The sequence below is a fragment of the Amycolatopsis nigrescens CSC17Ta-90 genome, assembly GCF_000384315.1.
Taxonomy (GTDB): Bacteria; Actinomycetota; Actinomycetes; order Mycobacteriales; family Pseudonocardiaceae; genus Amycolatopsis; species Amycolatopsis nigrescens.
On sequence record NZ_ARVW01000001.1, the window covers coordinates 6,004,480 to 6,028,834 of the forward strand.

Sequence of the window (24,355 nt, forward strand, 5' to 3'; positions counted from 1 at the left end):
GGTCCGGACGTGAGCTTCCCCGACTCCAGGGCGATGGACGCCACCGCCTCCTACGGCGGCCCGAGCTCGCTGCTGCCGCAGATCTACACCGCGTCCCCCGAGCAGATCTTCGGGCACGTGGACGAGATCCGGAAGATCGCGGCCGAGTTCACCGGCCTGATGACCGGGCTGACCAGGGCCGCCGAACAGCTGGACGCGGTGTGGTCCGGGGCCGCCTCGGAGTCGGCGCTGCGCACCATCGCCGACTCGATCGCCGCGTTGGCCGAGATCATCGAGGTGGTGCGCGCGGGCGCCGACCTGCTCGACGTCTCCGGTGCCCTGCTGGACACCGCGCAGGAGGCCTATCGCGCGGTGGTGTCCACGGTGAACCCGGTGGTGGCCGCGATGATGTCTAGCCCGTCCAGCCGCGGTGCCGCGGAGGTGCTGTCCACGGTCACCACGGTGTCGCTGCGCGCGTTCCTGCGGGTCGTCGGCGACCGGCTCGACGCGCTCGGTTCGGTGGATCTGACCGGCCAGGTGAGCAGGCTCGCCGCGGTGGTCGGCGAGATCGAAAAGCTCTCCGGCGTCGAACCACCGGGCGGCCGGATCCGGCGGGAGCTCGTCGGCCACTTCCCGGAGGTCGTGGTGCCCCAGCAGCACGCCGCCCGGCGCGGGGGGACCGAGTGACCGCCGCGCCGCAGCCGGTGCCCGATCTGAACGGGCTGCTGGAGCAGATCCGAAGGCAGACCGAACAGGTGCAGCGCGTCCAGCGTTCGGTGGAGGCGCTGGAGGTGCGCGGGCAGTCGCGGGGCAGGGAGGTCACGGTGACCCTGCGCGGCGACGGCCGGTTCACCGCGGTGGAGATCGACCAGGACGCGATCCACCGCTATGACGCCCGGAATCTGGGCGACATCGTGCTGGAGGCGGTGAACAGCGGGCTCAGCGCGCTGGCCGAGGCGAGCCGGACGAAGTTCGCCCCGCTGCTCGACCGCCCCGGCGAGGATCTCTAGCTCGGAAAGCTCAGAAGTCCAGCGCCAGCGGCAGGGAGCGGCGGACGTAGTCGGCATGCCTGCCGTGCAACGGGATCACGGGCACGCCGAGCCCGGCGGCGTCACCGCCGGCGATCCGGATCACGGTGTCACCGCGGACTTTCCCGGCCGGTGTGCGCCGCAAGGTGAACGACGTGACGGTGAAGGCCGCGCGAGCGACGTCCACGGCCAGCGCCGCCGCCGGGTCGGTACCGGCCCGTGGCGCGTAGCAGGACTGGAGGTCGCCGCCGGCGGACCAGCCGTGCCAACCGTGCGCCACCTCGGCGCGTTCGCCCGCGCCGAGGACGAGCCGGAGCCCGTCGTTCAGCTCGCCGACACCCAGCACGGTGCTCTGGCAGCCGGCGTCGGCGAGGGTGCCGATCAGCCCGACCGCGGCGCGGGCGGTGCTGCGCAGCGCGCCGAGCTGCCCGCCACCCCTGGCCAGCGCGGCGATCGGGGCCTGCTCCGGCCGGTACCGCACGGCCAGCCAGTACATCCGGGACGGGCGGCCGTCACGGCCCTGCGGCATGGTCCGTACCACCAGCTGCGCGCTGCCCAATGGGATGTCCGGGTCCCGGTGGGCCACCCGCAGCGCGTCGAGCAGCAGCCCGATGTCCGGGTCGGCCGGCGCGGTCAGCCGCAGCACGGCGGTCCAGCCGCCGGCGACCTCGGCCACCCCGAACTCGGTGCCGAACCGGTCGACGTGCCGGTGCACGCGGACCGTGCCGGCCACCGTGTGCAGCGGGTCGGGGGCGTCCAGCCGGTCGTCGTGCCGGCGCAGCCGGTAGCCGATCCAGGTCAGTGCCCAGCCGGTCGGGGAGCGGCCGCCGAACCGAAGGGAGACTGTGGTCACGAGCGCGGCCGTGAGCACGGCCAGTACCGCGACGACGCCGCGCAACGGAGGGCCGACGGCGAACAGCAGCAGCGCGGCGATCCCGGCCAGCTCCCAGATCGCCGGCCGGGGGTGCCGCCCCCGCGCGGTCGCGGTGGTTCCCGGGGCGCCGGGAATGGGAAGGCCCGGCCGGTCCGGAGTGGTTATGGACACCGGCCCCCCTTTCCTGCGGGACGTGTCCGGCCTATCCAAGGTAATGCGCCGGGGCCGCGGCTCTGCCGGAAGAATTCCCCACACCGGGTAATCCCGGCGGCGCAGTCGGTGCTGCTGTTTCCGGAGCCGGCCGAACTGCCGGTCAACTGCCTCCGGCTGTTTCCGCCGGTCGCCACGGCGGCGCCGGACGGAGAATTGACGGATCAAGCGCCCAGCGGGAGGTGTGTGCCACTATTGGGGCCTGCCGTGCCCGCCGACCGGCGGCGTCGGGGAGGACGTCCGGCACCGCACACCCGGTGACCGGCAATATTGTCATCGGTGTGCAGAATTCGGTGTCCGTGCTTTGCCGGATCGAGGGTTTTCTTCCGGCGGTGGAATGGGATGAATGACGTGATCGGGGAGCCGGACCGAATTCGGGTTGGCGTGATCGAGGACCACCCGTTGTACCGCGCCGCGGTGGCCAGGGTGCTGGACGAGGCCGAGGACGTCGAACTGGGTGCGGTGGCGGACTCGGTGGCCAGGTTCGCGGTTTGCCGCCAGCCGCCGGGCAGCGTGGTGGTGCTGGACCTGAAACTGCGCGGGGTCGCCGACGCCGCGGCGGTGCTGGAGGTCGTCGGCATGGGGCACCGGGTGCTGGTGGTCTCCGCGCACGCCGGGCAGTCCGAGGTGCTCGGCGCGATCTCCGCCGGTGCCCGCGGCTACCTGTCGAAGGACGCCGACGGCGACGAGATCCTGCGCGCCATCCGGGAGATCGCGGCCGGCAACTCCTATGTCTCGCCGACGCTGGCCTCGTTCGTGCTGAACTCGACCAGGGAGCGCAACGCCGGCCCGAAGCTGGTGCTCTCCGAACGGGAGCGGCAGGTGCTCTCCCTGGTCGCGGCCGGCGAGCGGGACCAGGACATCGCCGAGACGATGTCCATCAGCGTGCGGACCGTGCGCTCCTACCTCGACCGGATCAGGGACAAGACCGGCCGCCGCCGTCGCCCCGAGCTGACCAGGCTGGCGATCGAAGAGGGCATCGCCTACGAGGGGCCGGGCCAGGCGCCCTAGACTGCAACTTGCGTTGCACAATCCTATGAACGGATCATGCGTCCATGGCCACGAACGACGGGTCCAGGGCAGACGGCGCGCCTCTTCCGCCGAAGCCGAAGCGAAGAAACGCGGTGCTGAGGCTCTTCGACGCGCCACTGCATCGCGATTGGGCTTTCTGGCTGACGCTGGGGATGATGGTCATGTCGGGGTCGGCCATCGCGAGCGCGGACAACCAGTCCGGCATTCCGCGCTGGTTGAACACCTTGCTGGCGGTCATCTTCTTCGCGTTGGTCTTCGGGCTGCTGCCTGCCTGGATCCGGTTGCTGGTCCGGCGCTGGCGCTGGCGCAAACGGGAGGCGGCTTCAGCGGCCCCGGCGGCGCCGGTCTGGCAACCACCCGTCCCGCCACCGGCCGCCCGGCCCGCCGAACCTCCCGCGCCTGTCCGTCCCCGGCCACGTGCGGACAAGGCCGTGCCGGACGAACCGCTCGGTGCCGGCGGCGCGGACCTTCAGTACCCGGTCGCGAGGGCGGCTCGCAGGCTGCGCTCGGCCCAGGCTCCGGAAGAACAGTACGAAGCGTTGCTGGACACCGCCGAAATGCTGGCCGCCACCATCGCGATCACCGCCGCCGCGATATTCAGGGAGAACGGCTTCGGTGCACGGTTGCGCGGTCTGGCCAGGGCTTACGAAAGGGGCGTCACCTTCGGCACCTGGACCACTTTTGTGGAGCGGCTGCACGAATACCCGGACGTTCTGCCCGGCGGCTCGGCCGCGCTGCGGGACGGTGCGCTGGCCGCCGACCTCAACATACTGCGCCGCGCGCGGAACGACGCCGCGCACGGCGGCAAGCCGCGCGACCGTTATGCGGCGGCGGCCAAGGTCGCCGAACTTGGAGCGCCGCTCGGTCGCGCGCTCGTGGGGGCTCGGTTCCTGTCAGCCCTGCCCTGGGTGCTGACCGAGTCCAGCTCATATCGCTCAAGGTCGGACGATTTCGAGGTGGTGGCCAAGTACGCGATGGGCGACCATCCCGAGTTCGATCGCAGAAACGTCGTCTCCGCCAAGCCGGTCGCCAACGACAGCTTCTACCTTTTGACCCCGCGTGGGCCGATCGACCTCACGCCGTTCGTGGTCAACCGGTACTGCGAGCACTGCCGCCACGAGGAGGCATGCTTCGCGGCCAAGCTGTCGAAGGACGGGGTCACCACCGTGCAGAGCTTCGACCTCGGGCACCAGATCGTCGACCACGAACTCGCCGATTTGCTCCGCGTGCTCCCTGACTAGAGGCGGCGGTTGGCGAGTACGCCGGTGGCGCCGCGGGCCTGTTCGGCCAGATCCGGGTCCACGTCCACGACTAGCAGCTCCGGTGCCGCGCCGAGCCGGCCGCGCACCCGGCCGAACCCGTCCGCCACGATCGAGTGGCCGATGCCGGTCGGCGCCTTCGGGTTGACCTCGGTGCCGGTCGCGGCCGGGTCCGCCTGCCCGCAGGCCAGTACCCAGCAGCCGGAGTCCAGTGCCCTGGCCCGGACCAGCAGCTCCCACTGCTCGCGCTTGCCGTCGCCGGCGCCCCAGGAAGCTGGGACCAGCACGGCGGCCGCGCCGTCGTCGGCCAGCGCCTGGAACAGCGCCGGGAACCGCAGGTCGTAGCAGGTGGCGAGGCCGAGCACGGTGCCGTCCACGGTGATCGTGGCTGGTTCGCCGCCGGGTGCGACGGTGTCCGACTCGCGGAAGCCGAACGCGTCGTAGAGATGGATCTTGTGATAGCCGCGGTGCTGGCCGAGACCGGTGACCAGCAGCGTGTTGTGCACCCTGCCTTCATCTGCGGGGGTGAACATCCCCGCCACCACGAGCACGTCGTGTTCGTCCGCGATCGCGGAGACCGCCTTGGCCCACGGGCCGTCCAGCGGTTCGGCCAGCGGCGCCAGCTTCACCCCGAACCGGGCCATCGAAGCCTCGGGGAACACCACGACCCTGGCGCCCTCCGCCGCCGCGGCCGCCGTGCGCTCGGCCAGCAGCCGCAGGTTGGCCCCGGGATCGGTGTCCGAGGTGAGCTGGCACAACCCGATACGTGGCACCGTTGTCCTCCCCGCGCTCGCGGCAGTCGTCACCACTGAGTATGCCCGCCGGACCACCTCGTACCCTGGTACCCATGTTGAGCCGCACCGACCTGCGTGGACGGGTCCCCGCCGCCGCCGAACTGCGCGCCACCCTGCCGCGCGCCGGGACCGACGTGGACGCGGTGCTGCATCAGGTGCGTCCGCTGGTCGAGGACGTGCGTGCCCGCGGGGTCGAGGCCGCGCTCGAGTACACCGAGCGGTTCGACCGGGTGCGTCCGGCGTCGGTCCGGGTGCCGGCGGCGGAACTGGACCGCGCACTGTCCGAACTGGAGCCCGCGGTGCGCGAGGCGCTGGTCGAGTCCATCGACAGGGCCAGAAAGGTGCACGCCGACCAGCGCCGCGAGGACGTGACCACCACCGTGGTGGACGGCGGCACGGTCACCGAGCGCTGGCTGCCGGTGGAGCGGGTCGGGCTGTACGCCCCCGGCGGGCTGGCGGTGTACCCGTCCAGCGTGGTGATGAACGTGGTGCCGGCGCAGCTGGCCGGGGTGGGCTCGCTGGTGCTGTGCTCGCCGCCGCAGGCCGAGTTCGGCGGCTGCCCGCACCCGGTGATCCTGGCCGCGGCCGCGCTGCTGGGGGTGACCGAGGTCTGGGCGGTCGGTGGCGCGCAGGCGGTCGCACTGCTGGCCTACGGCGGCACGGACACCGACGGCACCGAGCTGGCCCCGGTGGACCTGGTGACCGGTCCCGGCAACATCTACCTGACCGCGGCCAAGCGCATCCTGCGCGGGCTGATCGGCATCGACTCCGAGGCGGGACCGACCGAGATCGCGATCCTGGCCGACGAGACCGCCGACCCGGTGCACGTGGCGGCCGACCTGATCAGCCAGGCCGAGCACGACACCCTGGCGGCCAGCGTGCTGGTGACCACCTCGGAGTCGCTCGCGGACGCGGTGGACGCCGAGCTGGCCACCAGGGTCGCCGCCACCAAGCACACCGAGCGGGTCACCGAGGCCTTGCGCGGCAAGCAGTCCGGCACCGTACTGGTGTCCACAGTGGACGATGGGCTGCGGGTGGTGAACAGCTACGCCGCCGAGCACCTGGAGATCCAGACCGCGGACGCCCGCGCGGTGGCGGCCAGGGTGCGCAACGCCGGCGCGGTGTTCGTCGGGGCCTACGCGCCGGTTTCGCTCGGCGACTACTGCGCCGGCTCGAACCACGTGTTGCCCACCGGCGGCTTCGCCCGGCACTCCTCCGGCCTGTCGGTGCAGACCTTCCTGCGGGGCATCCACGTGATCGACTACGACTCCGCCGCGCTGCGCGAGGTGGCCGGCAAGGTGGTCGCACTGGCCAACGCCGAAGACCTGCCCGCGCACGGCGAAGCGGTGACCGCGCGGTTCGAGGGGGAGCGATGAGCACTCCGACCGATGACACAGAAGGCACCGAAGAGGTGACCATGGACCAGCTGCCGCTGCGGGAGGACCTGCGCGGCCGCAGCCCGTACGGCGCCCCGCAGCTGGACGTGGCGGTTCGGCTGAACACCAACGAGAACCCTTACCCGCCACCGGACGAGCTGGTCGAGGACGTCGCCGCGGCGGCGCGCGAGGTGGCCGCGAACCTGCACCGCTACCCGGACCGGGACGTGGTGGAGCTGCGGCGCGACCTGGCCGACTACCTGTCGGTGGCCACCGGGGTGCTGCTCGACGAGCGGAACCTGTGGGCCGCGAACGGGTCCAACGAGATTCTGCAGCAGCTGCTGCAGGCCTTCGGCGGGCCCGGCCGCACCGCGCTCGGCTTCGAGCCGTCCTACTCGATGCACCCGATCATCTCCGCCGGTACCCGCACCGAATGGCTGCCCGCGCCGCGGCGGGACGACTTCTCGCTGGACACCACCCGTGCCGCCGAGCTGGTCGCCGAGCGCCGTCCGGACGTGGTCTTCGTGACCAGCCCGAACAATCCGACCGGCGGGTCCATCCCGGTCGAGGAGCTCAAGCCGGTGCTGGACAGCGCGCCGGGCCTGGTGGTGGTGGACGAGGCGTACGCCGAGTTCTCCGCCAGGCCGAGCGCGGTGGAGCTGCTCGCCGACTACCCGGCGAAGCTGGTGGTTTCGCGGACCATGAGCAAGGCGTTCGCCTTCGCCGGCGGGCGGCTCGGCTATCTGGCCGCCGCGCCGGCCGTGGTGGACGCGCTGCAGCTGGTGCGGCTGCCGTACCACCTCTCGGCGCTCACCCAGGCCGCCGCCCGTGCCGCGCTGCGGCACGCGGACGCCACCCTCGCCTCCGTGGCGAAGCTGGCCGCCGAGCGGGACCGGGTGGCGGAGTCGTTGCGGCTACTGGGTTTCCGCCCGGTTACCAGTGACGCGAACTTCATCCTGTTCGGCCCGTTCGAGGACGCTCCGGTCAGCTGGAAGTCCTATGTGGACAAAGGCGTGCTGATCAGGGACGTCGGCATCGCGGGGTATCTGCGGGTGACCATCGGCACGCCGGAGGAGAACGACGCGTTCCTCGCCGCGTCCGGCGAGGTTCTTGGCGGTAAGGAGGTCGGCCGGTGAACCGGGTTGGCAAGGTGGATCGGACCACCAGGGAATCCTCGATCTCGGTCCAGGTGGACCTGGACGGCACCGGCGAGGTGGAGATCGCCACCGGGGTGCCGTTCTACGACCACATGCTGACCGCGTTCGGCGTGCACGGCTCGCTGGACCTGAAGGTGGCGGCCTCCGGTGACGTGCACATCGACGCGCACCACACGGTGGAGGACACCGCGATCGTGCTCGGCCAGGCGATCCGGCAGGCGCTGGGGGACAAGAAGGGCATCCGCCGGTTCGGCGACGCCTGGATCCCGATGGATGAGGCGCTGGCGCACGCCGCGATCGACGTGTCCGGCCGGCCGTACTGCGTGCACGTCGGCGAGCCGGAGCAGTTCAACAGCTTCACCATCGGCGGGAACTACCCGTTCGTGCTGACCAGGCACGTGTTCGACTCGCTTTCCTTCCACGCGCAGCTCGCGCTGCACGTGCGGGTGCTGCACGGCAGGGACCCGCACCACATCGCGGAAGCGCAGTACAAGGCCGTCGCCCGCGCGCTGCGCGCGGCGACCGAATCCGATCCGCGGGCCGGCGGGATTCCTTCGACCAAGGGTGTGCTGTAGATGTCCAAGGAGATCGTCGCCGTCCTGCTGCTGGCGCTGGCCGGGTTCCTGATCGGCGGGGTGTACAGCACCTGGAAGAACGGGGTGAAGTGGCTGGCGATTGCGCTCGGCCTCGCCTCCGCACTGGCCGTCGGCGGTGCCGTCGCCTGGCTCGCCGGCTAACGACCGGCCGGGGCCAGCACCCGCTCGTCGGGGTCGTCGAGCTGCTGGGTGAGCTTCTCGCCCTCCACGTCCACCTTGGGCAGCGCGCGGTCCAGCCACTTCGGCAGCCACCAGGCGCGGTCGCCGAGCAGCGACATCACCGCGGGCACGATGGTCATCCGCACCACGAACGCGTCCACCGCGACCCCGAAGGCCAGCGCGAAACCGATCGACTGGATCAGGGACTGCTCGGCCAGGATGAACCCGGCGAACACGCTGATCATGATCAGTGCGGCGGCGACCACCACCCTGGAGCCGTGCCGGAACCCGGTGACCATCGCCTGGTGCGCCCCGGCGCCGTGCACGTGCTCCTCGCGCATCCTGGTCACCAGGAAGACCTGGTAGTCCATGGCGAGGCCGAACAGCACCCCGATCAGCAGGATCGGCAGCATGCTCATGATCGGCCCGGTGGACTCCACCCCGAGCAGATCGGTCAGCCAGCCCCACTGGAACACCGCGACCACCGCGCCGAAGGTCGCGACCACCGAGCCGAGGAAGCCGAGGGTCGCCTTCAGCGGCACGATCACCGAGCGGAACACCAGCATCAGCAGGATGAACGCGAGCCCGACGATCAGCGCCAGATAGGGCAGCATGGCGGCGGCGAGCTTGGCCGAGACGTCGATGTTCATCGCGGTCTGCCCGGTGACGGACAGTTTCGCGCCGGTGGATTCGCTCAGCCCGGCCGACTGGTCGCGGATCTGGCCGACCAGTTGTTCGGTGGCCTCGGTGCTCGGGCCGCTCTTCGGGATCACGCTGAGGATCGCGGTGTCGCCGGCGGGGTTCATCCGCGGTGGCGCGACCGCGGCCACGTCGCCGAGCCCGGCGATCTTCGCCGCGGCCTGCCCGGCCGCGCCCTGCGGGTCGGCGCTGGCGGCGGTGTCCACCACCACCAGCAGCGGCCCGTTGGCGCCCTCGCCGAACCCGGCGGTGGTCAGGTCGTAGGCCCGGTGCTGGGTGGAGTCCGGTGCGGCCGTGCTGTCGTTGGGCAGGCCGAGTTGCATGCCCAGCGCAGGGATGGCGACGACCAGCAGCCCGGCCACCGCGGCGATCAGCACCGGGATGCGATGGCGGGCGACGAACAGGGCCCAGCGCTCGCCGGCGGTGGGCTTGGCGGCGTCGGCCCGTTCTTCCCGCGCCCGCTTGCCGAGCACCTTGCGCCCGGCGAACCCGAGCACCGCGGGCAGCAGGGTGAGCGCGACCAGTACCGCGACGGCCACGGTCAGCGCGGCGGCGATGCCCATTTCGCCGAGGAACGGGATGCCGATCACGGTCAGCCCGGCCAGCGCGATGATCACGGTCAGCCCGGCGAACACCACCGCCGAGCCCGCGGTGCCCACCGAGCGGGCGGCGGCTTGCTCCGGATCTCGTCCTTCGCTGATTTCGTGCCGATAGCGGGAGACGATGAACAATGCGTAGTCGATGCCGACGGCGAGGCCGAGCATCAGCGCGAGGATCGGGGTGTTCGCGTTCAGCTCCATGAAGCCGGAGACCGTGGTGATGCCCGCCATCCCGACCCCGACGCCGATACCGGCGGTGAGCAGCGGGAGCCCGGCGGCGATCAGGGAGCCGAAGGTGATCGCCAGCACCACGGCGGCCACGATCACGCCGAGTCCTTCGGTGGCCTGGGTTTCCGGCGCGCCCTGCACGGCGTCTCCGCCGAACTCGACCTGGAGGCCGGCCTGACGGCCGGGGTCGCCGGCGGCTTGGAGGGCGTCCCGCTCGTCCTCGGTCAGCTCGAAGGCCTGCACCCCGTAGCTGACCTGTGCCAGCGCCACCTTGCCGTCCGGTGAGACCGCCATGGCCTGGAAGGGATCGGCCACCGCGGCCACCTTCGGCGCGGTCTTCAGCTCGGCCACGACCCGTTCCACCGCGGCCTTGTTGGCCGGGTCGGTGAGCTTCTGCCCCTCCGGTGCCGCGATCGCGACCCTGGCGGTGCCGCCACCGGCGGAGGCCTGCGGGAAGCGCTCCTTGAGGTGGTCGATCGCCTGCTGCGACTCGGTTCCCGGGATGGTCACCGCGTTGCTGGTCTGCCCGGACAGGGTGAGCGCGCCGAGCCCGAGCACGATCAGTACGGCCGCCCAGACGGACACGACCAGCCAGCGCCGGCGGAACGAGAACCGGCCGAGCCGGTACAGAAGTGTGGCCACGGAAAGGACTCCTCATCACCTGGCGAGGTGCGTTGCTTGACTACGAAGCTAGCCGTTCGGCAAGGGGAGCTACAAGCCGATCGGCTAGTATGTGACTAGCCGCACGGCTAGTTCCTGAACTTGCCGCACGGTAAGCCCGGCGCGTACCCTCGGTTCGCTCAGCGAGGAGGGGCGATGACGGTCGAAACGGGCGCGCGCGGTGACACCAGGGCGCGGCTGCTGACCACCGCGCTCGGGTTGTTCCGGGAACACGGGGTCGAGGGCACCTCGCTGCAGATGATCGCGGACGCGCTCGGGGTCACCAAGGCGGCGGTGTACTACCACTTCAAGACCAAGGCCGAGATCACCGAAGCGGTCGCCGAGCCCGCGCTCCGCGAGATCGACCTGATCGTCGACGAGGCCGCGGCCCAGCGACGGCGCGGCGCGCAGATCGACCACCTGATGGCCGGTTTCGTGGACGTCGTGGTGCGGCACCGGGTACTGGTCGCGTTGTTCAGCAGCGACCCCGGTATCGCGCGGGCGGTGGAGAAGTCCTTGCACGGCGCGGAAAGCTTCAAACACCGGCTGATGGCCCTGCTGGCCGGCCCGGAGCCGGACACCACCGCCGTGGTGGCCGCGCACGTGGTGCTGGCCGGTATCGCACTGGCCGGTGGCTCACCGGAACTGGCCGACCTGGACGACGACACCCTGCGCGCGCAGCTGCTCGAGGTCGGCCGCCGCCTGATGGGCCGTCCGCGTCAGCGCCCTCGTGAGTGAAAAATGTTGCCCCAGCAACGTTTTTCACTCACGAGGTCTTGAAGCGCACCACGTCTCCTGGGCGTGCCTGCGCCGCCGGGGAAAGGTTCTCGACTACGGCTGCCACCGGGTAGCCGCCGGTCACCGGATGGTCCGCCAGGAAGAGGATCGGCACCCCCGAAGGCGGCACCTGCAACGCTCCCGGCACGCAGCCCTCCGGCGGCAGCTCGTCGTGCACGCGTCGGCGCAGCGGCGGCCCGGTGAACCGGACCCCGACCCGGTTGACCTCCGAAGTGACCAGATAGGCCGACGAGGTCAGCACGCCGAGCGCGTCCGCGGTGAACCAGTCCAGCCGCGGCCCCCGGCTCACCCGCAGCACCAGCTCGTCCGGAAAAGCCCGCTGTGGAGCCAGATCCACCCCGGGAAGGTCCAGCACCACGGTCCCGATCGGCAGGGTGCTGCCGGCGGAGAGCCGGGCCGGGCCCAGCCGGGCCAGCGTGTCGGTGGCCCGCGAGCGCAGCACCGGCGGCACGTCGATCCCGCCGCGCACGGCGAGATAACTGCGCAGGCCACGCGCCGGCGTGCCCAGTTCCACCTCGTCCCCGGCCCGCACGTGGATCGGCGCGTTCATCCCGGCGGCCCGCCCGCCCGCTCGGATTTCGCAGGCGGCCCCGGTCACCGCGATCGTGGCCTGCTCGCCGAACCGCACCCGCAGCCCGCCGAGGGTGGCTTCGATCGCCGCGTGTCCCTCGGGATTGCCGACGAGCCGGTTCGCCAGCCGCAGGCCGTCGGGGTCGGCCGCGCCGGACCGGCCGACGCCCATCGCCGCCAGCCCGGGGCGGCCGAGGTCCTGCACGGTGGCGAACGCCCCCGGCGCGAGTATTTCCAGTTTCCCGGTCATGCGACGGTGAACCGGACCCGCGTGCCGGGGGTGAGCAGTCCGGGCGGGTCGCGGTCCAGATCCCAGACGCGCAGCGCGGTGCGGCCGATCAGGTGCCAGCCGCCGGGGGACTCGTGCGGATAGATCGCGCTGTACTCACCCGCGACGGCCACCGAGCCGGCCGGCACCCGCACTCGTGGCGTGCCGCGGCGCGGCAGGCGTAGCGCGGGATCGAGGCCGGTGAGGTAGCCGTAGCCGGGCGCGAACCCGCAGAACGCCACCGTGAAGGCACTTCCGGTGTGCCGTCGCACCACTTCGTCCGGGGTGAGCCCGCTCTGGCGTGCCACATCGCCGAGGTCGTCGCCGTCGTACCGGACCGGCACCACCAGTTCCCCGCCCGGCACCGGCGGTTGCGCGAGGACGGGGTACTCGGCCAGTTCGGCGGCGAGCCGGTCGAACCCGGTCCGCGCCGGATCGAACCGGATCAGCAGGGTGCGCGCGGCCGGTACCACCTCGAGCGCGCCGTGCGGCGGGGACTTCTCCAGCGCGGCACGAAGGCCGTTCACCCGCTCGGCGTCGGGCAGCTCGACCAGCGCCGCACCGGAGCCGTAGGGCAGCACCCGCATCAGCCCGCCACTCGGTACTCGGTGTCGCGGCGGTCGGTGACGAACATGTGGCCGGGCGCGTGCGTGATCGCGAACGGCGGCCGGGACGCCATCAGCGCGGCCTGCGGGGTGACGCCGCAGGCCCAGAACACCGGTACGTCACCGGGTTCCGGGTGCACCGGGTCGCCGAAGTCCGGTGCGCCGAGGTCGGCGATGCCGAGCGCCTTCGGGTTGCCGAAGTGCACCGGGCCGCCGTGCACGGCCGGCATGGCGCCGCTGATCCTGGCCGCGTAGTCGACCAGCCCGGCCGGGATCGGCCGCATCGAGACGACCAGCGGGCCGTGCAGCCGCCCGGCAGGGCGGCACTGCTTGTTCGTCACGTACATCGACACGTTCCGGCCCTGCTCCACGTGCCGCAGCGGGACGCCGGACGCGGCCAGCGCGGTTTCGAAGGTGAAGCTGCAGCCGATGGAGAAGGCGACCAGGTCGCCGCGCCAGTACTCGGTGGCGTCGGCGGTTTCGTCGACCAGCTGGCCGTCCTCCCAGATGCGGTAGCGCGGCAGGTCGGTCCGCAGGTCGGCGCCATCGGCCAGCACGCTGCCGGGATCGCCCGGCGCGCTGACGTCGAGCACCGGGCAGGGCTTGGGATTCTGCCGGCAGAAGGCCATCAGGTCGTCGGCCCAGTCCTCGGGTACCGCGATCAGGTTGGTCTGCGTGTACCCGGCGGCCCAGCCGGTGGTCGGGCTCGCGGTGCCCGCCCGGAACAGGGCTCGCGCGTGCGCGGGGGTGATGGCCGCCGGGTTCTCGAAGGTCTTCATGACTTTCCTCCTCGCGCGGGTAGGTCAGGTCAGGTCATTTCAGGTCACTGCCCCGGGTTTCCGGCAGCCCCAGCAGGGAGAGTGCGGCGACGCCGTATCCGATGGCGCCGATGGCCAGCGCCCCGCCGACGCCGAGGAAGCCGACCACGGTGGGGAAAGCCGCACCGACCGCGCGGCCGAAGTTGTAGGTGAAGCCCTGTCCCGTGCCGCGCTGGGCGGTCGGGTACAGCTCGGCGAGGTAGGCGCCGAACCCGCTGAAGATCGCCGACATGCAGAAGCCGAGCGGGAAACCGAGGACCAGCATCAGGTTGCCGGCGCTCTGCGGGAGCTGGGTGTAGGCGACGATCAGCCCGGCCGACAGCACGGAGAAGAGCACGATGGTCTTCTTGCGGCCCAGCAGGTCGGTGAGGTAGCCGCCGCAGACGTAGCCGATGAACGAGCCGATGATCACCGAGGTCAGGTAGCCGCCGGTGTTCACCACGGAAAGCCCGCGGGTGTTCTTCAGGTAGAGCGGCAGCCAGGTCGCCAGCGTGTAGTAGCCGCCCTGCACCCCGGTGGCCAGCAGGGAGGCGAACAAGGTGGTGCGCAGCAGGTCGCCGCGGAAGATGGCCAGGAAGGACCCGCGCTTTTCGGCCTTCTCGCGGCGTTCGGTGGCCTGGTCGGCGTCCTTGACGTAGCGGCGGACCCAGAGCACCAGCAGCGCGGGGATCACCCCGGTCCAGAACAGGATCCGCCAGGCGATGTCCGGGCCCGCCGTGCTCAGCACCACCGTGGACACCAGCAGCGCCAGGCCCCAGCCCACCGCCCACGCGCTCTGCACGAAGGCGACCGTCCGGCCGCGGTACTTCGAGCTCGCGTACTCGGCGACCAGGATGGCTCCGGCCGCCCACTCGCCACCGAAGCCGATGCCCTGCAGCGCCCGGAAGGCGAGCAGTGTCTCGAAGTTGGGCGCGAACCCGCAGAGCACCGTGAACACGGTGTAGGTGCCCACGGTGAGCTGCAGCGTGCGCACCCGGCCGATCCGGTCGGCGAGCACCCCCGCGACGGCCCCGCCGAACGCCGAGGTCACCAGCGTCACCGTGCTGAAGAGCCCGGCCTGACCGGTGGAGATGTTGAAGAATGCGATGATCGAGGTCAGTCCGAGCGGCAGCACCCAGTAGTCGTAGGAGTCCAGCCCGTACCCGCCGAACGCGCCGATGAAGGCCCGGCGGCCGCGGCCGCCGAGGCTGCGGTACCAGTCGAACGGGGGTGCCTTGGGCGGTGCTGTGGAAGTCGCGTTCATCGCTCTACCTACCTCGCGGATGTCGGTGTCATCGTGGCATGGCTCACACGGTAGAGGATTGTTGAACAATTCCACAAGAGGCTGATTTTATTGTTCGCTCAGATCTGGGTAGGCTTGATCTCGCCGACCTGCCGAACGGGAGCCGCGATGGAGTCGCCCACCAGCACGGACGATGCGCTGGGCCTGGCCGCCGACCGCGCGCTGCTCAGCCGCGCCAGTACCGCCGAGCGGGTCGCGGACATCCTGCGCACCCGGATCGCGGAGGGCTTCTTCCTGCCCGGCGTGCGGCTGTCCGAGCACGACATCGGCAACGCGCTCGGCGTCTCGCGCAACACCCTGCGCGAGGCGTTCCGGCTGCTCACGCACGAACGCTTGCTCAGCCATGAGCTCAACCGCGGGGTCTTCGTCCGGGTGCTCACCGTGCGGGACGTGGTGGACCTCTACCGCGTCCGCAAGTTGGTCGAATGCGCGGCGCTCCGCTCGATCACCGGGCCGCCCGCCGGGCTGCCAAGGGTGGCCAAGGCGGTGGCCGACGGGGATCTGGCCGAGCGGCGGCAGCGCTGGCAGGAGCTTGGCACCGCCAATATCCATTTCCACCAGGCGATCGCCGCGCTGGGCGAGAGCGCCAGGGTGGACGAGCTGCTGCAGGGGATCTTCGCCGAGCTGCGGCTGGTCTTCCACGTGATGGCCGACCCGCGCCGGTTCCACGAGCGCTACCTGGTGCGCAACCACGAGATCCTCGACCAGCTGGTGGCTGGCGACTACGCCGAAGCGGAACGTCTGCTGGCGGTGTATCTCGACGACGCGGAGCGCCAGCTCGTCGAGGCGTACTCGGCCCAGGCTGGGGGCTGAGACTCCCCCTGGCCGGTTTTCCTTGCGGGTCCGGCCTTTCCCGAACCTAGAGCCCGCCTTCCGACGCCGGCTTCAGCAGCCGCGCGCCGGGCCCGAACCTGGACATCTGGTCATCCTGGTTGTACAGGCCGCATTGGCGCAGGGAAAGGCAGCCGCAGCCGACGCAGCCAGTCAGCCGGTCCCGCAGCCGTTGCAGGGCGTCGATCCGCGCGTCCAGCTCCTCCTGCCAGGTGCGCGAGAGCCTGGCCCAGTCGGCCTTGGTCGGCGCGTGGTCGCTGGGCAGCGTCTCCAGCGCCTCGCTGATCTCCTCCAGGCTCAGGCCGACGCGCTGGGCGGCCCGGATGAACGCGATCCGGCGCAGCACCGAGCGCGCGTAGCGGCGCTGGTTGCCCGCGGAGCGTTCGGACTTGATCAGCCCGCGGTCCTCGTAGAAGCGCAGTGCGGTGTGCGGTACGCCACTGCGTTCGGAGACCTGCCCGATGCTGAGACGGTCGGCTAGCTTGCTCACCACGCCAGGTTAGCCTTGACTTCGACTATAGTCGAGGTTGCAGGGTGTGGTCATGGCTACTGCGACGAGACCGGGCTATGCGGACCTGCCCAGGATGATCTCCCGGATGACCGGGGACGAGAAGCACGAGCCGGCCAGCACGTCCACTGTGGACGTGCTGTGGGTGCTCTACGACCGGGTGCTGGACATCTCGCCGGAGCGGATGACCCACCCCCGCCGCGACCGTTTCCTGCTCTCCAAGGGACACGGGCCGATGGCCTTCTACGCGGTGCTGGCGGCCAAGGGATTCCTCGACGAGGCCGAGCTGGCGCACTGGACGAAGCCGAGCTCGCGGCTCGGCGCGCACCCGGACCGCACCAGGGTGCCGGGCGCCGAGATCTCCAGCGGCTCGCTCGGCCACGGGCTGCCCTTGGCCGTTGGCACCGTGCTCGGGCTGCGCGCCCAGCGGCTCGACCGGCCGAAGGTGGTGGTGCTGCTCGGTGACGGCGAGCTGGACGAGGGCTCCAACCACGAGGCGATCGCGCTGGCGGGCAGGCTCGGCCTGACCCAGCTGACCGCGGTGGTGGTGGACAACTCCTCGGCCACGCACGGCTGGCCCGGCGGGATCGCCGGGCGGTTCGAAGTGGAGGGCTGGACGACGCGCACGGTCGACGGGCGCGATCACGAGGCGCTGTACGCCGCTTTCACCGAGCCGCACCCGGACCGGCCGCTCTGCGTGGTCGCGAACGTGGAGCCGAAGGGATGAGCACCGTGCTGGACATGCGTGAGACTTTTCTGTCCACAATAGACCAAGCGCTGACCGTCGACCCGCGGCTGGTGGTGGTGCTGGCCGACATCTCCGCGGCCCAGCTCGACGGGGCGAAGCAGCGGCATCCGGACCGGGTGCTCAACCTCGGCATCCGCGAGCAGCTGGTGATCAGCGTGGCCGGCGGGGTTGCCCTGTCCGGGATGCGGCCGGTGGCGCACACCTTCGCCTCCTTCTTGGTGGACCGCCCCTACGAGCAGGTGAAGCTGGACCTCGCGCATCAGGGGGTGGGAGCGGTGCTGGTCTCCTCCGGCGCCTCCTACGACTACACGACCGCGGGCCGCACCCACCAGTCGCCCGCCGACGTCGCGCTGATCGACACCCTGCCCGGCTGGACCGTGCACGTGCCCGGCCACCCGGACGAGGCACGACGGTTGCTGCTGGAGTCCTTGCCGGGCAACGACAGCGTGTATCTGAGGCTGTCCGCGGCCGCCAACTCCGAGGCGCATCTCGGCGCGGGTTTCCAGACCATGCGCACCGGTCGCCGCGGGGTGGTGCTGGCGGTCGGCCCGATGCTCGACCGGGTGCTGGCGGCGACCGAGGGAATGGACGTGACCGTGCTGTACGCGAGTACGGTGCGGCCGTTCGACACGCTCGGCCTTCGGGTCGCGGTGGACGCGACCGGGGTGGCCGACGTGGTGGTCGTCGAACCGTATCTGGCCGGTACTTCCACGGCTTTCGTCGCCGAGGCGTTGCGGGACCTGCCGCACCGGCAGCTCGGCCTCGGCGTGCGGCGGCAGTGCGAACTGCGGCTCTACGGCACGATGGCCGACCACGACCTCGCGTACGGCCTGGACCAGGTCGGCATCGCCGCCGCGGTCAAGGAGTTCCTTGTCCGGTAGGGGGTCCGGTAGGGGACAATGGCGGCATGTCCACCCGTACCAGGATCGATGTCGAGCTGTCCCTGCAGATCACCGCGCCGGGGCCGGTGGCGCTCTCGATCGCGACCGCCGGCGCAATCGGCGAGGGGGAGGCGGAACGGCTCGAGCTGGTGGGCAGCGCGGCGGACCCGCGGCCGCGGGTGGTGGATTTCCCGCACGGCACCAGGGTGCACTGGCTGGACCTGGCCGAGGGGGAGCTGGTCATCCAGTACCACGCGGAACGCGAGGGGCGGCCGGCGTACTCCACTGAGGCCGCGCCGGTCTCCGATGAGGACCGGATCCTCTACACCCGGCCGAGCCGCTACTGCCCGTCCGACCGGTTCGGCGCCATCGCGTACGCCGAGTTCGGTCCGTTGCCCGGTGTGCGGGCGAAGGTGGACGCGATCGTGCGGTACGTCGGCGAGCGGGTGAACTACGTGTCCGGCTCCAGCCGGTTCACCGACGACGCGACGGACACCCTGCTCTCCGGCGAAGGAGTCTGCCGCGATTTCGCGCATCTGTGCGTTTCGCTCTGCCGCTCCATGGACATTCCGGCGCGGTTCGTCGCGGTGTACGCGCCGGGGCTGTCCCCGATGGACTTCCACGCCGTGTTCGAGGCCGCGATCGACGGCCGCTGGTGGCTTTTCGACGCCAGCAGGCTGGCGCCGCGGCAGAGCATGATCCGGATCGCCACCGGGCGCGACGCCACCGACACCGCCTTCCTCAGCACGCTCGGCTGCGAACTGGAACTGCGCGGTACCTCGGTCACCGCGGTCGCCGAACCCGGGCTGCCCGAAGACGACGGCAGCACACTGGTGGCACTCGCTTGATTTCCGCCGTGCGCCAACGTTCGACTCGCCCAAGCCGAACGTTCAACTCGCCGGGGCCGAACGTGGGACTCGCCGAGGCGGGCCGCGCGCCCGGCGAGTCCCACGTTCGCGCAGTGCGAGTTGAACGTTGGCGCACCGCGAGTTCTACGTTCGGCAGTGTTCGCGGACGCTAGCGGAATGCGGGTAGGCCGGTGACGGCCTGGCCGAGCGAAAGCGCGTGCATCTCCTCGGTGCCCTCGTAGGTGAGCACGGTCTCCAGGTTGGCCATGTGCCGCATCACCGGGTACTCCAACGAGATGCCGTTGGCGCCGAGCATCGACCGCGCGGTGCGGGCCACCTCGATCGCGGACCGCACGTTGGCCAGCTTGCCGAAGCTGACGTGGCTCGGATGCAGGTTGCCGCCGTCCTTGAGCCTGCCGATCTGCAGCGCGACCAGGCCGGCCCGGTTCACCTCCACCAGCAGGTCGGCGAGCTTGCGCTGGGTCAGCTGGAAACCGGCCAGCGGCTTGCCGAACTGCTCGCGGCTGAGCGTGTACTCCAGCGCCGTCTCGTAGCAGCTCCGCGCCGCGCCGACCACGCCGAACAGGATGCCGTAGCGGGCCTCGTTCAGGCAGCTCAGCGGGCCCTTCAGGCCGCGGACCTCGGGGAAGGCCGCGTCGGCTGGCAGTCGCACGCCGTCCAGCACCAGCTCGGCGGTCAGCGACGCGCGCAGTGACAGCTTGTGCCCGACCTCGTTCGCGGTGAAGCCGGGCGTGTCGGTCGGCACCACGAAGCCGCGGATGCCGTCGTCGGTCTGCGCCCAGACCACCGCGACGTCCGCGACGGTGCCGTTGGTGATCCACATCTTGGTGCCGTTGAGTACCCAGTCGTCCCCGTCGCGGCGGGCGTTCGTGCGCATGCTGCCGGGGTCGCTGCCGGCGTCCGGCTCGGTCAGCCCGAAGCAGCCGAGCAACGCACCGGTCGCCATCCCGGGCAGCCACTGCTCGCGCTGCGCCTCGGAGCCCCAGCGGTGGATCGCGAACATCGCCAGCGAACCCTGCACGGAGACGAAACTGCGCAGCCCGGAGTCGACGGCTTCCAGCTCGCGGCAGGCGATGCCGTAGGCGGTGGCGCTGGTGCCCGCGCAGCCGTAGCCCTGCAGATGCATGCCCAGCAGCCCGAGTTCGCCGAAGTCCTTGGCGAGCTCCCGCGCCGGCAGCGAACCGCTTTCGTACCACTCGGCCACCTGCGGCAGCAGGCGCTCGGTGGCATAGCCGCGCACGGTGTCCCTGATGTCGCGGTCCTCACCGGTCAGCTCGCTGTCCAGGTCGAGGAAGTCGTGCGGGTTCGGGCTGTTCTTGCTGTTCATCCTTCAGGCTCCCGACGGGTCGTCGCGCGCTGCGCTGCGCCTTGTCTGGCAGCGAACCAGAGTTCGCGCGCACCCGCCACGGCACCCCGCTGTGACCTTGCCCCCTTCACACTTAACCGCCCCTTAAGGCCACCTTGATGGAATCTAACGCCCCTAAGGTGGCCTTAAGGGACTTCGGGCAGCTAGAAAGATCATGTGTCCCCCTTGCGTGATCGTCACTTCCGGTTGCTGCTGCTGGCGACGGTCGCGGTGTTCTCCGGTTTCGCGCTGCTGCTGTCCGTGGTGCCGCTGTGGGTGGTCCGCCAGGGCGCCGGCGAGCTCGCCGCGGGCGGCGCCACCGGCGGGTTCATGGCCACCACGGTCGCCGCCCAGCTGATCGTGCCCAAGCTGGTGGACCGGCTCGGCTACGGCCACGTCACCGGGTTCGGCGCGTTGTTCCTCGCGGTACCGGCGCCGCTGCTGATCGTGGCCACGGACTGGCCGGCGATCTGGGCAGTGTCGCTGGTCCGTGGGATCGGTTTCGGCCTGGTGACGGTCTGCGGCGCGGCGCTGGTGGCGGAGCTGCTGCCGCGCGAGACGCTGGCCAGGGGCTCCGGGTTGTACGGCGCGGCGGTCGGCCTGCCGCAACTGGTCGGCCTGCCCGCCGGCACCTGGATGGCCGAGCACTGGGGCTTCACCCCGGTGTTCCTGATCGCCGCGGCGCTGCCACTGGCCGGTCTGCTGCCGATCGCCGGGCTGCCCGCGGTCTGCCCCGCCAAGCCGCACGGCGCGCACTGGCTGTCCACAGTGGACGCGACCTGGCGGCCGTGGCTGGTACTGCTCAGCGGGGCGGTCGGCTTCGGCTCGCTGGTCACCTTCCTGCCGATCGTGCTCACCGGTTCGCCGGGGGTCGCCTCGGCCGCGCTGTTCGCCGCGGCCGCCGGGGCGCTGGTGTCCCGCTGGGCGGCCGGCCTGCTCGGCGACCGGCTGGCCGGCACCGGCCGGATGCTGCCGATCGCACTGCTGCTCACCGCGGCCGGGCTGGCCGGGGTGGCTGCGACGGTGTCCGGTGGCGGCTCCGGCTGGGTGCTGGCCGCCGTCACCGTGTTCGGCCTCGGTTTCGGCGTGCTGCAGAACGACTCGCTGGTCGCGATGTTCGCCCGCGCGCCGACCGGGCCCGCCAGTGTGGTGTGGAACGTGGCCTACGACGCGGGCACCGGCCTCGGCGCGGTGGTGGTCGGCGCGATCGTGGCCGGGGCCGGCTATCCGATCGCGTTCGGGGTGCTCGCCGCGCTGGCGGTGGTGCTGCTGCCCGCCGCGATCAGCGTGTCGCGCAGCGGTTAACCTGGGATGGTGCCTCGTGTCGTCATTCTGGACTACGGATCCGGCAATCTCCGCTCCGCCGAACGCGCCGTGCAGCGCGTCGGCGCCGACGTCGAGGTGACCGCGGACCCGCATGCCGCCCAGGAGGCGGACGGCCTGGTGGTGCCCGGGGTGGGCGCGTTCTCCGCGTGCATGGACGGGCTGCTCGCGGTCGGCGGGGAGAAGATCATCGGCACCAGGCTGGCCGGCGGCCGCCCGGTGCTGGGCATCTGCGTCGGCATGCAGATCCTCTTCGAACGCGGGGTGGAGCACGGCGTCGCGGCGGATGGCACCGGCGAATGGCCCGGCACCGTCGAACGCCTGCACGCGGACGTGCTGCCGCACATGGGCTGGAACACCGTGCGCGCACCGGCGGACTCCGAGCTGTTCGCCGGGCTGGACGAGGGGACCAGGTTCTACTTCGTGCACTCGTTCGCGGCCAGGCAGTGGTCGCTCGACTCCGGCCTGTCCGGCCGCCAGCCCAAGGTCACCTGGTCCAACCACGGCGAGGACTTCGTGGCGGCGGTGGAGAACGGCCCGCTGTGGGCGACCCAGTTCCACCCGGAGAAGTCCGGGGACGCCGGGGCGCACCTGCTGGAGAACTGGCTGCGCACCCTCTGAGCACCCTCTGAGCAGCACCGCGGCCGTGCTCTTATAGTGGCGCCGTGACCTTCACGCTCCTTCCCGCAGTTGACGTCGCCGATGGCCAGGCCGTGCGCCTGGTCCAGGGCGAGGCCGGTACCGAGAGCCACTACGGCAGCCCGCTGGACGCGGCGCTGGCCTGGCAGCGCGACGGCGCCGAGTGGATTCACCTGGTGGACCTCGACGCCGCCTTCGGCAAGGGCTCGAACCGCGAGCTGCTGGCCGAGGTGGTCGGCAAGCTGGACGTGCAGGTCGAGCTGTCCGGCGGCATCCGCGACGACGCGTCGCTGGAGGCCGCGCTGAGCACCGGCTGCCGTCGGGTGAACCTGGGCACCGCCGCGCTGGAGGATCCGGAGTGGACCGCGAAGGTGATCGCCGGCTACGGCGACCGGGTCGCGATCGGCCTCGACGTGCGGATCACCGAGGCAGGGCACCGGCTCGCCGCACGCGGCTGGACCAGGGACGGCGGGGACTTCTGGGAGGTGCTCGACCGGCTCGACCGGGACGGCGCCGAGCGCTACGTGGTCACCGACGTGAGCAAGGACGGCACCCTGCGCGGACCGAACGTCGAACTGCTGCGCGAGGTGGCTGCCCGCACCGACGCCGCGCTGATCGCTTCCGGCGGCGTGTCCAGCGTGGACGACCTGCGCGCGCTGGCCGGGCTTTCCCGGGACGGCGTGGAAGGCGCGATTGTCGGCAAAGCGCTTTACACCGGCGCGTTCACCCTCCCCGAGGCCCTCGCCGCGGTTTCCTGACCGAACGGCACGAGCGGTCCCTTCGCCACCGACGCGACCGGCGTTTTCCTTCCGCGCGATCCGAGCCCAACGTGACGTTCGGCTCGTTCTAGGGACCGAACGTCACGTTGGGCTCGTGCTGGCGCGGCGTGGCGGGCGCAGGAGGGTTGCGGAAAGGGCGGCGAGCAGGGCGAGTAGCACGGCGGCGGTGCCGACCGCGGCGGTGTAGCCGGTCTCGAAGGCTTGGTCGCGAGCCGGGCCGGCGGGCTGGTCCGGGTGGTAGCTCAGGGTCAGCACGGTGCCGAGGACCACCACGCCGAGTCCCGCGCCCAGCTCGAAAGCGGTCTCCTGGATGCCCGCCGCTTCACCGGCCTGTTCCGGCCTCGCCGCGCTCATGATCGCGTCCGCGCCGAGCGTCATCACCAGCCCGGAGCCGATTCCCGCCACGGCAAGGGAAACCACCCCGCCGGGGACGGCAAGCGCCAGTGCGAACAGGGCCAGCCCGCCGGAGATCACCCAGCGGCCGCTCCAGCGGGCGGCCAGCGCGGGCGCGGTGATCGCGCCGGCCGCATTGGCCGCCGCGATCGGCAGCATGGCCAGCCCCGCGCGCACCGGCGAGTCCCCGTCGATCAGCTGAAACCGTTGGGACAGAAGGAAGAGCAGGGCGGTATAGCAGCCGAAGCCGCCGAGCACGCAGACCGTGGCCATGGTGAACCGGCGGTCGGCGAACAGCGAAAGGTCCAGCAGCGGGTTCGCGGTCCGGCGCTGCCGCAGCACGAAGCAGCCGAGCAGCGCCACCCCGGCGAGGATCGCGGCCACCGACACGGTGTCGGCCCCGGAGTGTTCGCCGAACCGCTTCAGCGCGAAGACCGTGCCGCCGAGCCCGGCGACGGAGAGCGCGGCGCCGGCCGCGTCCCACCGTCGCGGCGCCGGGTCCCGCGACTCCGGCACCAGCCGCAGGGTGAGCACCAGCGCGACCGCGACCACCGGCACGTTGACCGCGAACACCGAGCCCCACGGGAACCGCTGCAGCAGCAGTCCGCCGACCAGCGGGCCGATCGCCGCGCCGACGCTGTGGCTCGCCGTCCACAGCCCGATCGCGGTCGCCCGCTCGCGGTCGTCCGGGAACACCGTCCTGATGATCGACACGGTGGCCGACATGATCATCGCGGCACCGATGCCGAGCCCGGCCCGCACGGCGATCAGCGCCACCGCCGTGCTGCACGCGGTGGCCGCCGCCGATGCCAGGCCGAACACCGCGAAACCGCCGGCGAGCATGCGTTTGCGGCCGACCCGGTCGCCGATGGTGCCGCAGCTGACCAGCAGGGCGGCGACGGTGAGCGAATAGGTGTCCACGATCCAGAGCAGCTGGCTCTGGCTCGGTCGCAGGTGCGCGGTGAGCGTCGGCACCGCGACGTGCAGCACGGTGAGATCCATCCCGACCAGCAGCAGGCTCGTGCACAGCACCCCGAGCACCGCCCAC

Annotated in this window: 27 protein-coding genes; 16 read left to right on the plus strand and 11 right to left on the minus strand. The window is 71.5% G+C overall.

The features are described from left to right. Positions 1-9: 9 nt before the first annotated feature. Together AMYNI_RS45545 and AMYNI_RS0128605 are read left to right on the plus strand one after the other, a co-directional pair. Positions 10-666, plus strand: coding sequence for a WXG100 family type VII secretion target (locus AMYNI_RS45545; protein WP_020671514.1), 657 nt, complete (start codon positions 10-12; stop codon positions 664-666). Beyond that, positions 663-989 carry a YbaB/EbfC family nucleoid-associated protein gene (locus AMYNI_RS0128605; protein ID WP_020671515.1) on the plus strand — a complete coding sequence of 109 codons (327 nt, stop codon included), beginning with the start codon at positions 663-665 and terminating at the stop codon, positions 987-989. Before AMYNI_RS45545 ends, AMYNI_RS0128605 begins: the two co-directional genes overlap by 4 nt. Before the next feature lie 10 nt (positions 990-999). Here the strand turns inward: AMYNI_RS0128605 and AMYNI_RS45550 are convergent, their stop codons facing one another. Further along, complete coding sequence (locus tag AMYNI_RS45550; protein ID WP_020671516.1) at positions 1,000-2,052, minus strand: type VII secretion protein EccE; 1,053 nt, start codon at positions 2,050-2,052, stop codon at positions 1,000-1,002. A 381-nt stretch (positions 2,053-2,433) separates the two neighbouring features. Between AMYNI_RS45550 and AMYNI_RS0128615 the strand changes: the two genes are divergently transcribed. After that, a complete protein-coding gene (locus AMYNI_RS0128615) occupies positions 2,434-3,102 on the plus strand; it encodes a LuxR C-terminal-related transcriptional regulator (RefSeq protein ID WP_020671517.1) in 669 nt (222 codons plus the stop codon). Positions 3,103-3,136: 34 nt separating this feature from the next. Here AMYNI_RS0128615 and AMYNI_RS49835 read toward each other — a convergent pair whose 3' ends face one another. Beyond that, entirely contained in the window at positions 3,137-3,361 is a 225-nt protein-coding gene (locus tag AMYNI_RS49835) for a hypothetical protein (protein WP_211225518.1), read from the minus strand. On the opposite strand from AMYNI_RS49835, the gene AMYNI_RS49840 reads away from it, so the two are divergent. Beyond that, positions 3,339-4,364, plus strand: a complete 1,026-nt coding sequence (locus AMYNI_RS49840; RefSeq protein WP_211225519.1) for a hypothetical protein — start codon at positions 3,339-3,341, stop codon at positions 4,362-4,364. The two genes, AMYNI_RS49835 and AMYNI_RS49840, sit on opposite strands and share 23 nt — an antisense overlap. Here AMYNI_RS49840 and AMYNI_RS0128625 read toward each other — a convergent pair. Beyond that, positions 4,361-5,155 (minus strand): carbon-nitrogen hydrolase family protein, encoded by a 795-nt coding sequence (locus AMYNI_RS0128625; protein WP_026361054.1) that lies wholly within the window; start codon positions 5,153-5,155, stop codon positions 4,361-4,363. The genes AMYNI_RS49840 and AMYNI_RS0128625 overlap by 4 nt on opposite strands. A 74-nt stretch (positions 5,156-5,229) precedes the next feature. Here AMYNI_RS0128625 and hisD point away from each other — a divergent pair, with 74 nt between their 5' ends. The 4 genes from hisD to AMYNI_RS49655 are packed head-to-tail and all read left to right on the plus strand — an operon-like array spanning position 5,230 to position 8,446. After that, on the plus strand, positions 5,230-6,552 hold the full coding sequence (hisD, locus tag AMYNI_RS0128630) for a histidinol dehydrogenase (RefSeq protein ID WP_020671520.1): 1,323 nt from the start codon (positions 5,230-5,232) through the stop codon (positions 6,550-6,552). Continuing rightward, a complete protein-coding gene (locus tag AMYNI_RS0128635) occupies positions 6,549-7,688 on the plus strand; it encodes a histidinol-phosphate transaminase (RefSeq protein ID WP_020671521.1) in 1,140 nt (379 codons plus the stop codon). Before hisD ends, AMYNI_RS0128635 begins: the two co-directional genes overlap by 4 nt. Continuing rightward, complete coding sequence (hisB, locus tag AMYNI_RS0128640; RefSeq protein WP_020671522.1) at positions 7,685-8,284, plus strand: imidazoleglycerol-phosphate dehydratase HisB; 600 nt, start codon at positions 7,685-7,687, stop codon at positions 8,282-8,284. Before AMYNI_RS0128635 ends, hisB begins: the two co-directional genes overlap by 4 nt. Then, positions 8,285-8,446: a hypothetical protein gene (locus AMYNI_RS49655; RefSeq protein WP_020671523.1), complete on the plus strand. Its 162-nt coding sequence runs from the start codon at positions 8,285-8,287 to the stop codon at positions 8,444-8,446. On the opposite strand, the gene AMYNI_RS0128650 is transcribed toward AMYNI_RS49655, so the two are convergent. Then, entirely contained in the window at positions 8,443-10,632 is a 2,190-nt protein-coding gene (locus AMYNI_RS0128650) for an MMPL family transporter (protein ID WP_020671524.1), read from the minus strand. The genes AMYNI_RS49655 and AMYNI_RS0128650 overlap by 4 nt on opposite strands. Positions 10,633-10,806: 174 nt before the next feature. On the opposite strand from AMYNI_RS0128650, the gene AMYNI_RS0128655 reads away from it, so the two are divergent. Beyond that, the gene (locus AMYNI_RS0128655; RefSeq protein ID WP_020671525.1) at positions 10,807-11,388 is read left to right on the plus strand and encodes a TetR/AcrR family transcriptional regulator; all 582 of its coding nucleotides are present in this window, start codon (positions 10,807-10,809) and stop codon (positions 11,386-11,388) included. A gap of 28 nt (positions 11,389-11,416) precedes the next feature. Here the strand turns inward: AMYNI_RS0128655 and AMYNI_RS0128660 are convergent, their stop codons facing one another. Genes AMYNI_RS0128660 through AMYNI_RS0128675 form a run of 4 tightly spaced genes read right to left on the minus strand, consistent with a single transcriptional unit; the run spans position 11,417 to position 14,952 of the window. Beyond that, complete coding sequence (locus tag AMYNI_RS0128660; RefSeq protein ID WP_020671526.1) at positions 11,417-12,268, minus strand: 5-oxoprolinase subunit C family protein; 852 nt, start codon at positions 12,266-12,268, stop codon at positions 11,417-11,419. Continuing rightward, the gene (locus AMYNI_RS0128665) at positions 12,265-12,873 is read right to left on the minus strand and encodes a 5-oxoprolinase subunit B family protein (protein WP_020671527.1); all 609 of its coding nucleotides are present in this window, start codon (positions 12,871-12,873) and stop codon (positions 12,265-12,267) included. The genes AMYNI_RS0128660 and AMYNI_RS0128665 overlap by 4 nt, the downstream gene beginning before the upstream one ends. Beyond that, positions 12,873-13,670, minus strand: coding sequence for a putative hydro-lyase (locus tag AMYNI_RS0128670; RefSeq protein WP_020671528.1), 798 nt, complete (start codon positions 13,668-13,670; stop codon positions 12,873-12,875). Before AMYNI_RS0128670 ends, AMYNI_RS0128665 begins: the two co-directional genes overlap by 1 nt. Positions 13,671-13,704: 34 nt before the next feature. Continuing rightward, positions 13,705-14,952: an MFS transporter gene (locus AMYNI_RS0128675; protein ID WP_020671529.1), complete on the minus strand. Its 1,248-nt coding sequence runs from the start codon at positions 14,950-14,952 to the stop codon at positions 13,705-13,707. A 147-nt stretch (positions 14,953-15,099) separates the two neighbouring features. Here AMYNI_RS0128675 and AMYNI_RS0128680 point away from each other — a divergent pair, with 147 nt between their 5' ends. After that, positions 15,100-15,804 carry a GntR family transcriptional regulator gene (locus AMYNI_RS0128680; protein ID WP_020671530.1) on the plus strand — a complete coding sequence of 235 codons (705 nt, stop codon included), beginning with the start codon at positions 15,100-15,102 and terminating at the stop codon, positions 15,802-15,804. A gap of 46 nt (positions 15,805-15,850) precedes the next feature. On the opposite strand, the gene soxR is transcribed toward AMYNI_RS0128680, so the two are convergent. Then, the gene (gene soxR / locus AMYNI_RS0128685; RefSeq protein ID WP_026361056.1) at positions 15,851-16,312 is read right to left on the minus strand and encodes a redox-sensitive transcriptional activator SoxR; all 462 of its coding nucleotides are present in this window, start codon (positions 16,310-16,312) and stop codon (positions 15,851-15,853) included. Between the two features lie 52 nt (positions 16,313-16,364). On the opposite strand from soxR, the gene AMYNI_RS0128690 reads away from it, so the two are divergent. The 3 genes from AMYNI_RS0128690 to AMYNI_RS0128700 are packed head-to-tail and all read left to right on the plus strand — an operon-like array spanning position 16,365 to position 18,807. Continuing rightward, on the plus strand, positions 16,365-17,057 hold the full coding sequence (locus AMYNI_RS0128690) for a thiamine pyrophosphate-dependent enzyme (protein WP_026361057.1): 693 nt from the start codon (positions 16,365-16,367) through the stop codon (positions 17,055-17,057). After that, entirely contained in the window at positions 17,054-17,959 is a 906-nt protein-coding gene (locus AMYNI_RS0128695; protein WP_020671533.1) for a transketolase family protein, read from the plus strand. The genes AMYNI_RS0128690 and AMYNI_RS0128695 overlap by 4 nt, the downstream gene beginning before the upstream one ends. 26 nt (positions 17,960-17,985) lie before the next feature. After that, positions 17,986-18,807 carry a transglutaminase-like domain-containing protein gene (locus tag AMYNI_RS0128700; RefSeq protein WP_020671534.1) on the plus strand — a complete coding sequence of 274 codons (822 nt, stop codon included), beginning with the start codon at positions 17,986-17,988 and terminating at the stop codon, positions 18,805-18,807. A 169-nt stretch (positions 18,808-18,976) separates the two neighbouring features. Here the strand turns inward: AMYNI_RS0128700 and AMYNI_RS0128705 are convergent, their stop codons facing one another. Then, the gene (locus AMYNI_RS0128705) at positions 18,977-20,155 is read right to left on the minus strand and encodes an acyl-CoA dehydrogenase family protein (protein WP_020671535.1); all 1,179 of its coding nucleotides are present in this window, start codon (positions 20,153-20,155) and stop codon (positions 18,977-18,979) included. A 195-nt stretch (positions 20,156-20,350) separates the two neighbouring features. Here AMYNI_RS0128705 and AMYNI_RS45560 point away from each other — a divergent pair, with 195 nt between their 5' ends. From AMYNI_RS45560 to priA, 3 genes are read left to right on the plus strand one after another with little or no spacing between them, the layout of a single operon-like run. Continuing rightward, positions 20,351-21,478, plus strand: a complete 1,128-nt coding sequence (locus AMYNI_RS45560) for an MFS transporter (RefSeq protein WP_040406034.1) — start codon at positions 20,351-20,353, stop codon at positions 21,476-21,478. 6 nt (positions 21,479-21,484) lie between these two features. Continuing rightward, positions 21,485-22,117: an imidazole glycerol phosphate synthase subunit HisH gene (gene hisH, locus AMYNI_RS0128715; RefSeq protein ID WP_020671537.1), complete on the plus strand. Its 633-nt coding sequence runs from the start codon at positions 21,485-21,487 to the stop codon at positions 22,115-22,117. A 44-nt stretch (positions 22,118-22,161) separates the two neighbouring features. Further along, a complete protein-coding gene (priA, locus tag AMYNI_RS0128720) occupies positions 22,162-22,893 on the plus strand; it encodes a bifunctional 1-(5-phosphoribosyl)-5-((5-phosphoribosylamino)methylideneamino)imidazole-4-carboxamide isomerase/phosphoribosylanthranilate isomerase PriA (RefSeq protein ID WP_026361060.1) in 732 nt (243 codons plus the stop codon). A gap of 102 nt (positions 22,894-22,995) precedes the next feature. Here the strand turns inward: priA and AMYNI_RS0128725 are convergent, their stop codons facing one another. After that, on the minus strand, positions 22,996-24,339 hold the full coding sequence (locus tag AMYNI_RS0128725; RefSeq protein ID WP_245574021.1) for an MFS transporter: 1,344 nt from the start codon (positions 24,337-24,339) through the stop codon (positions 22,996-22,998). Positions 24,340-24,355 lie beyond the last annotated feature (16 nt).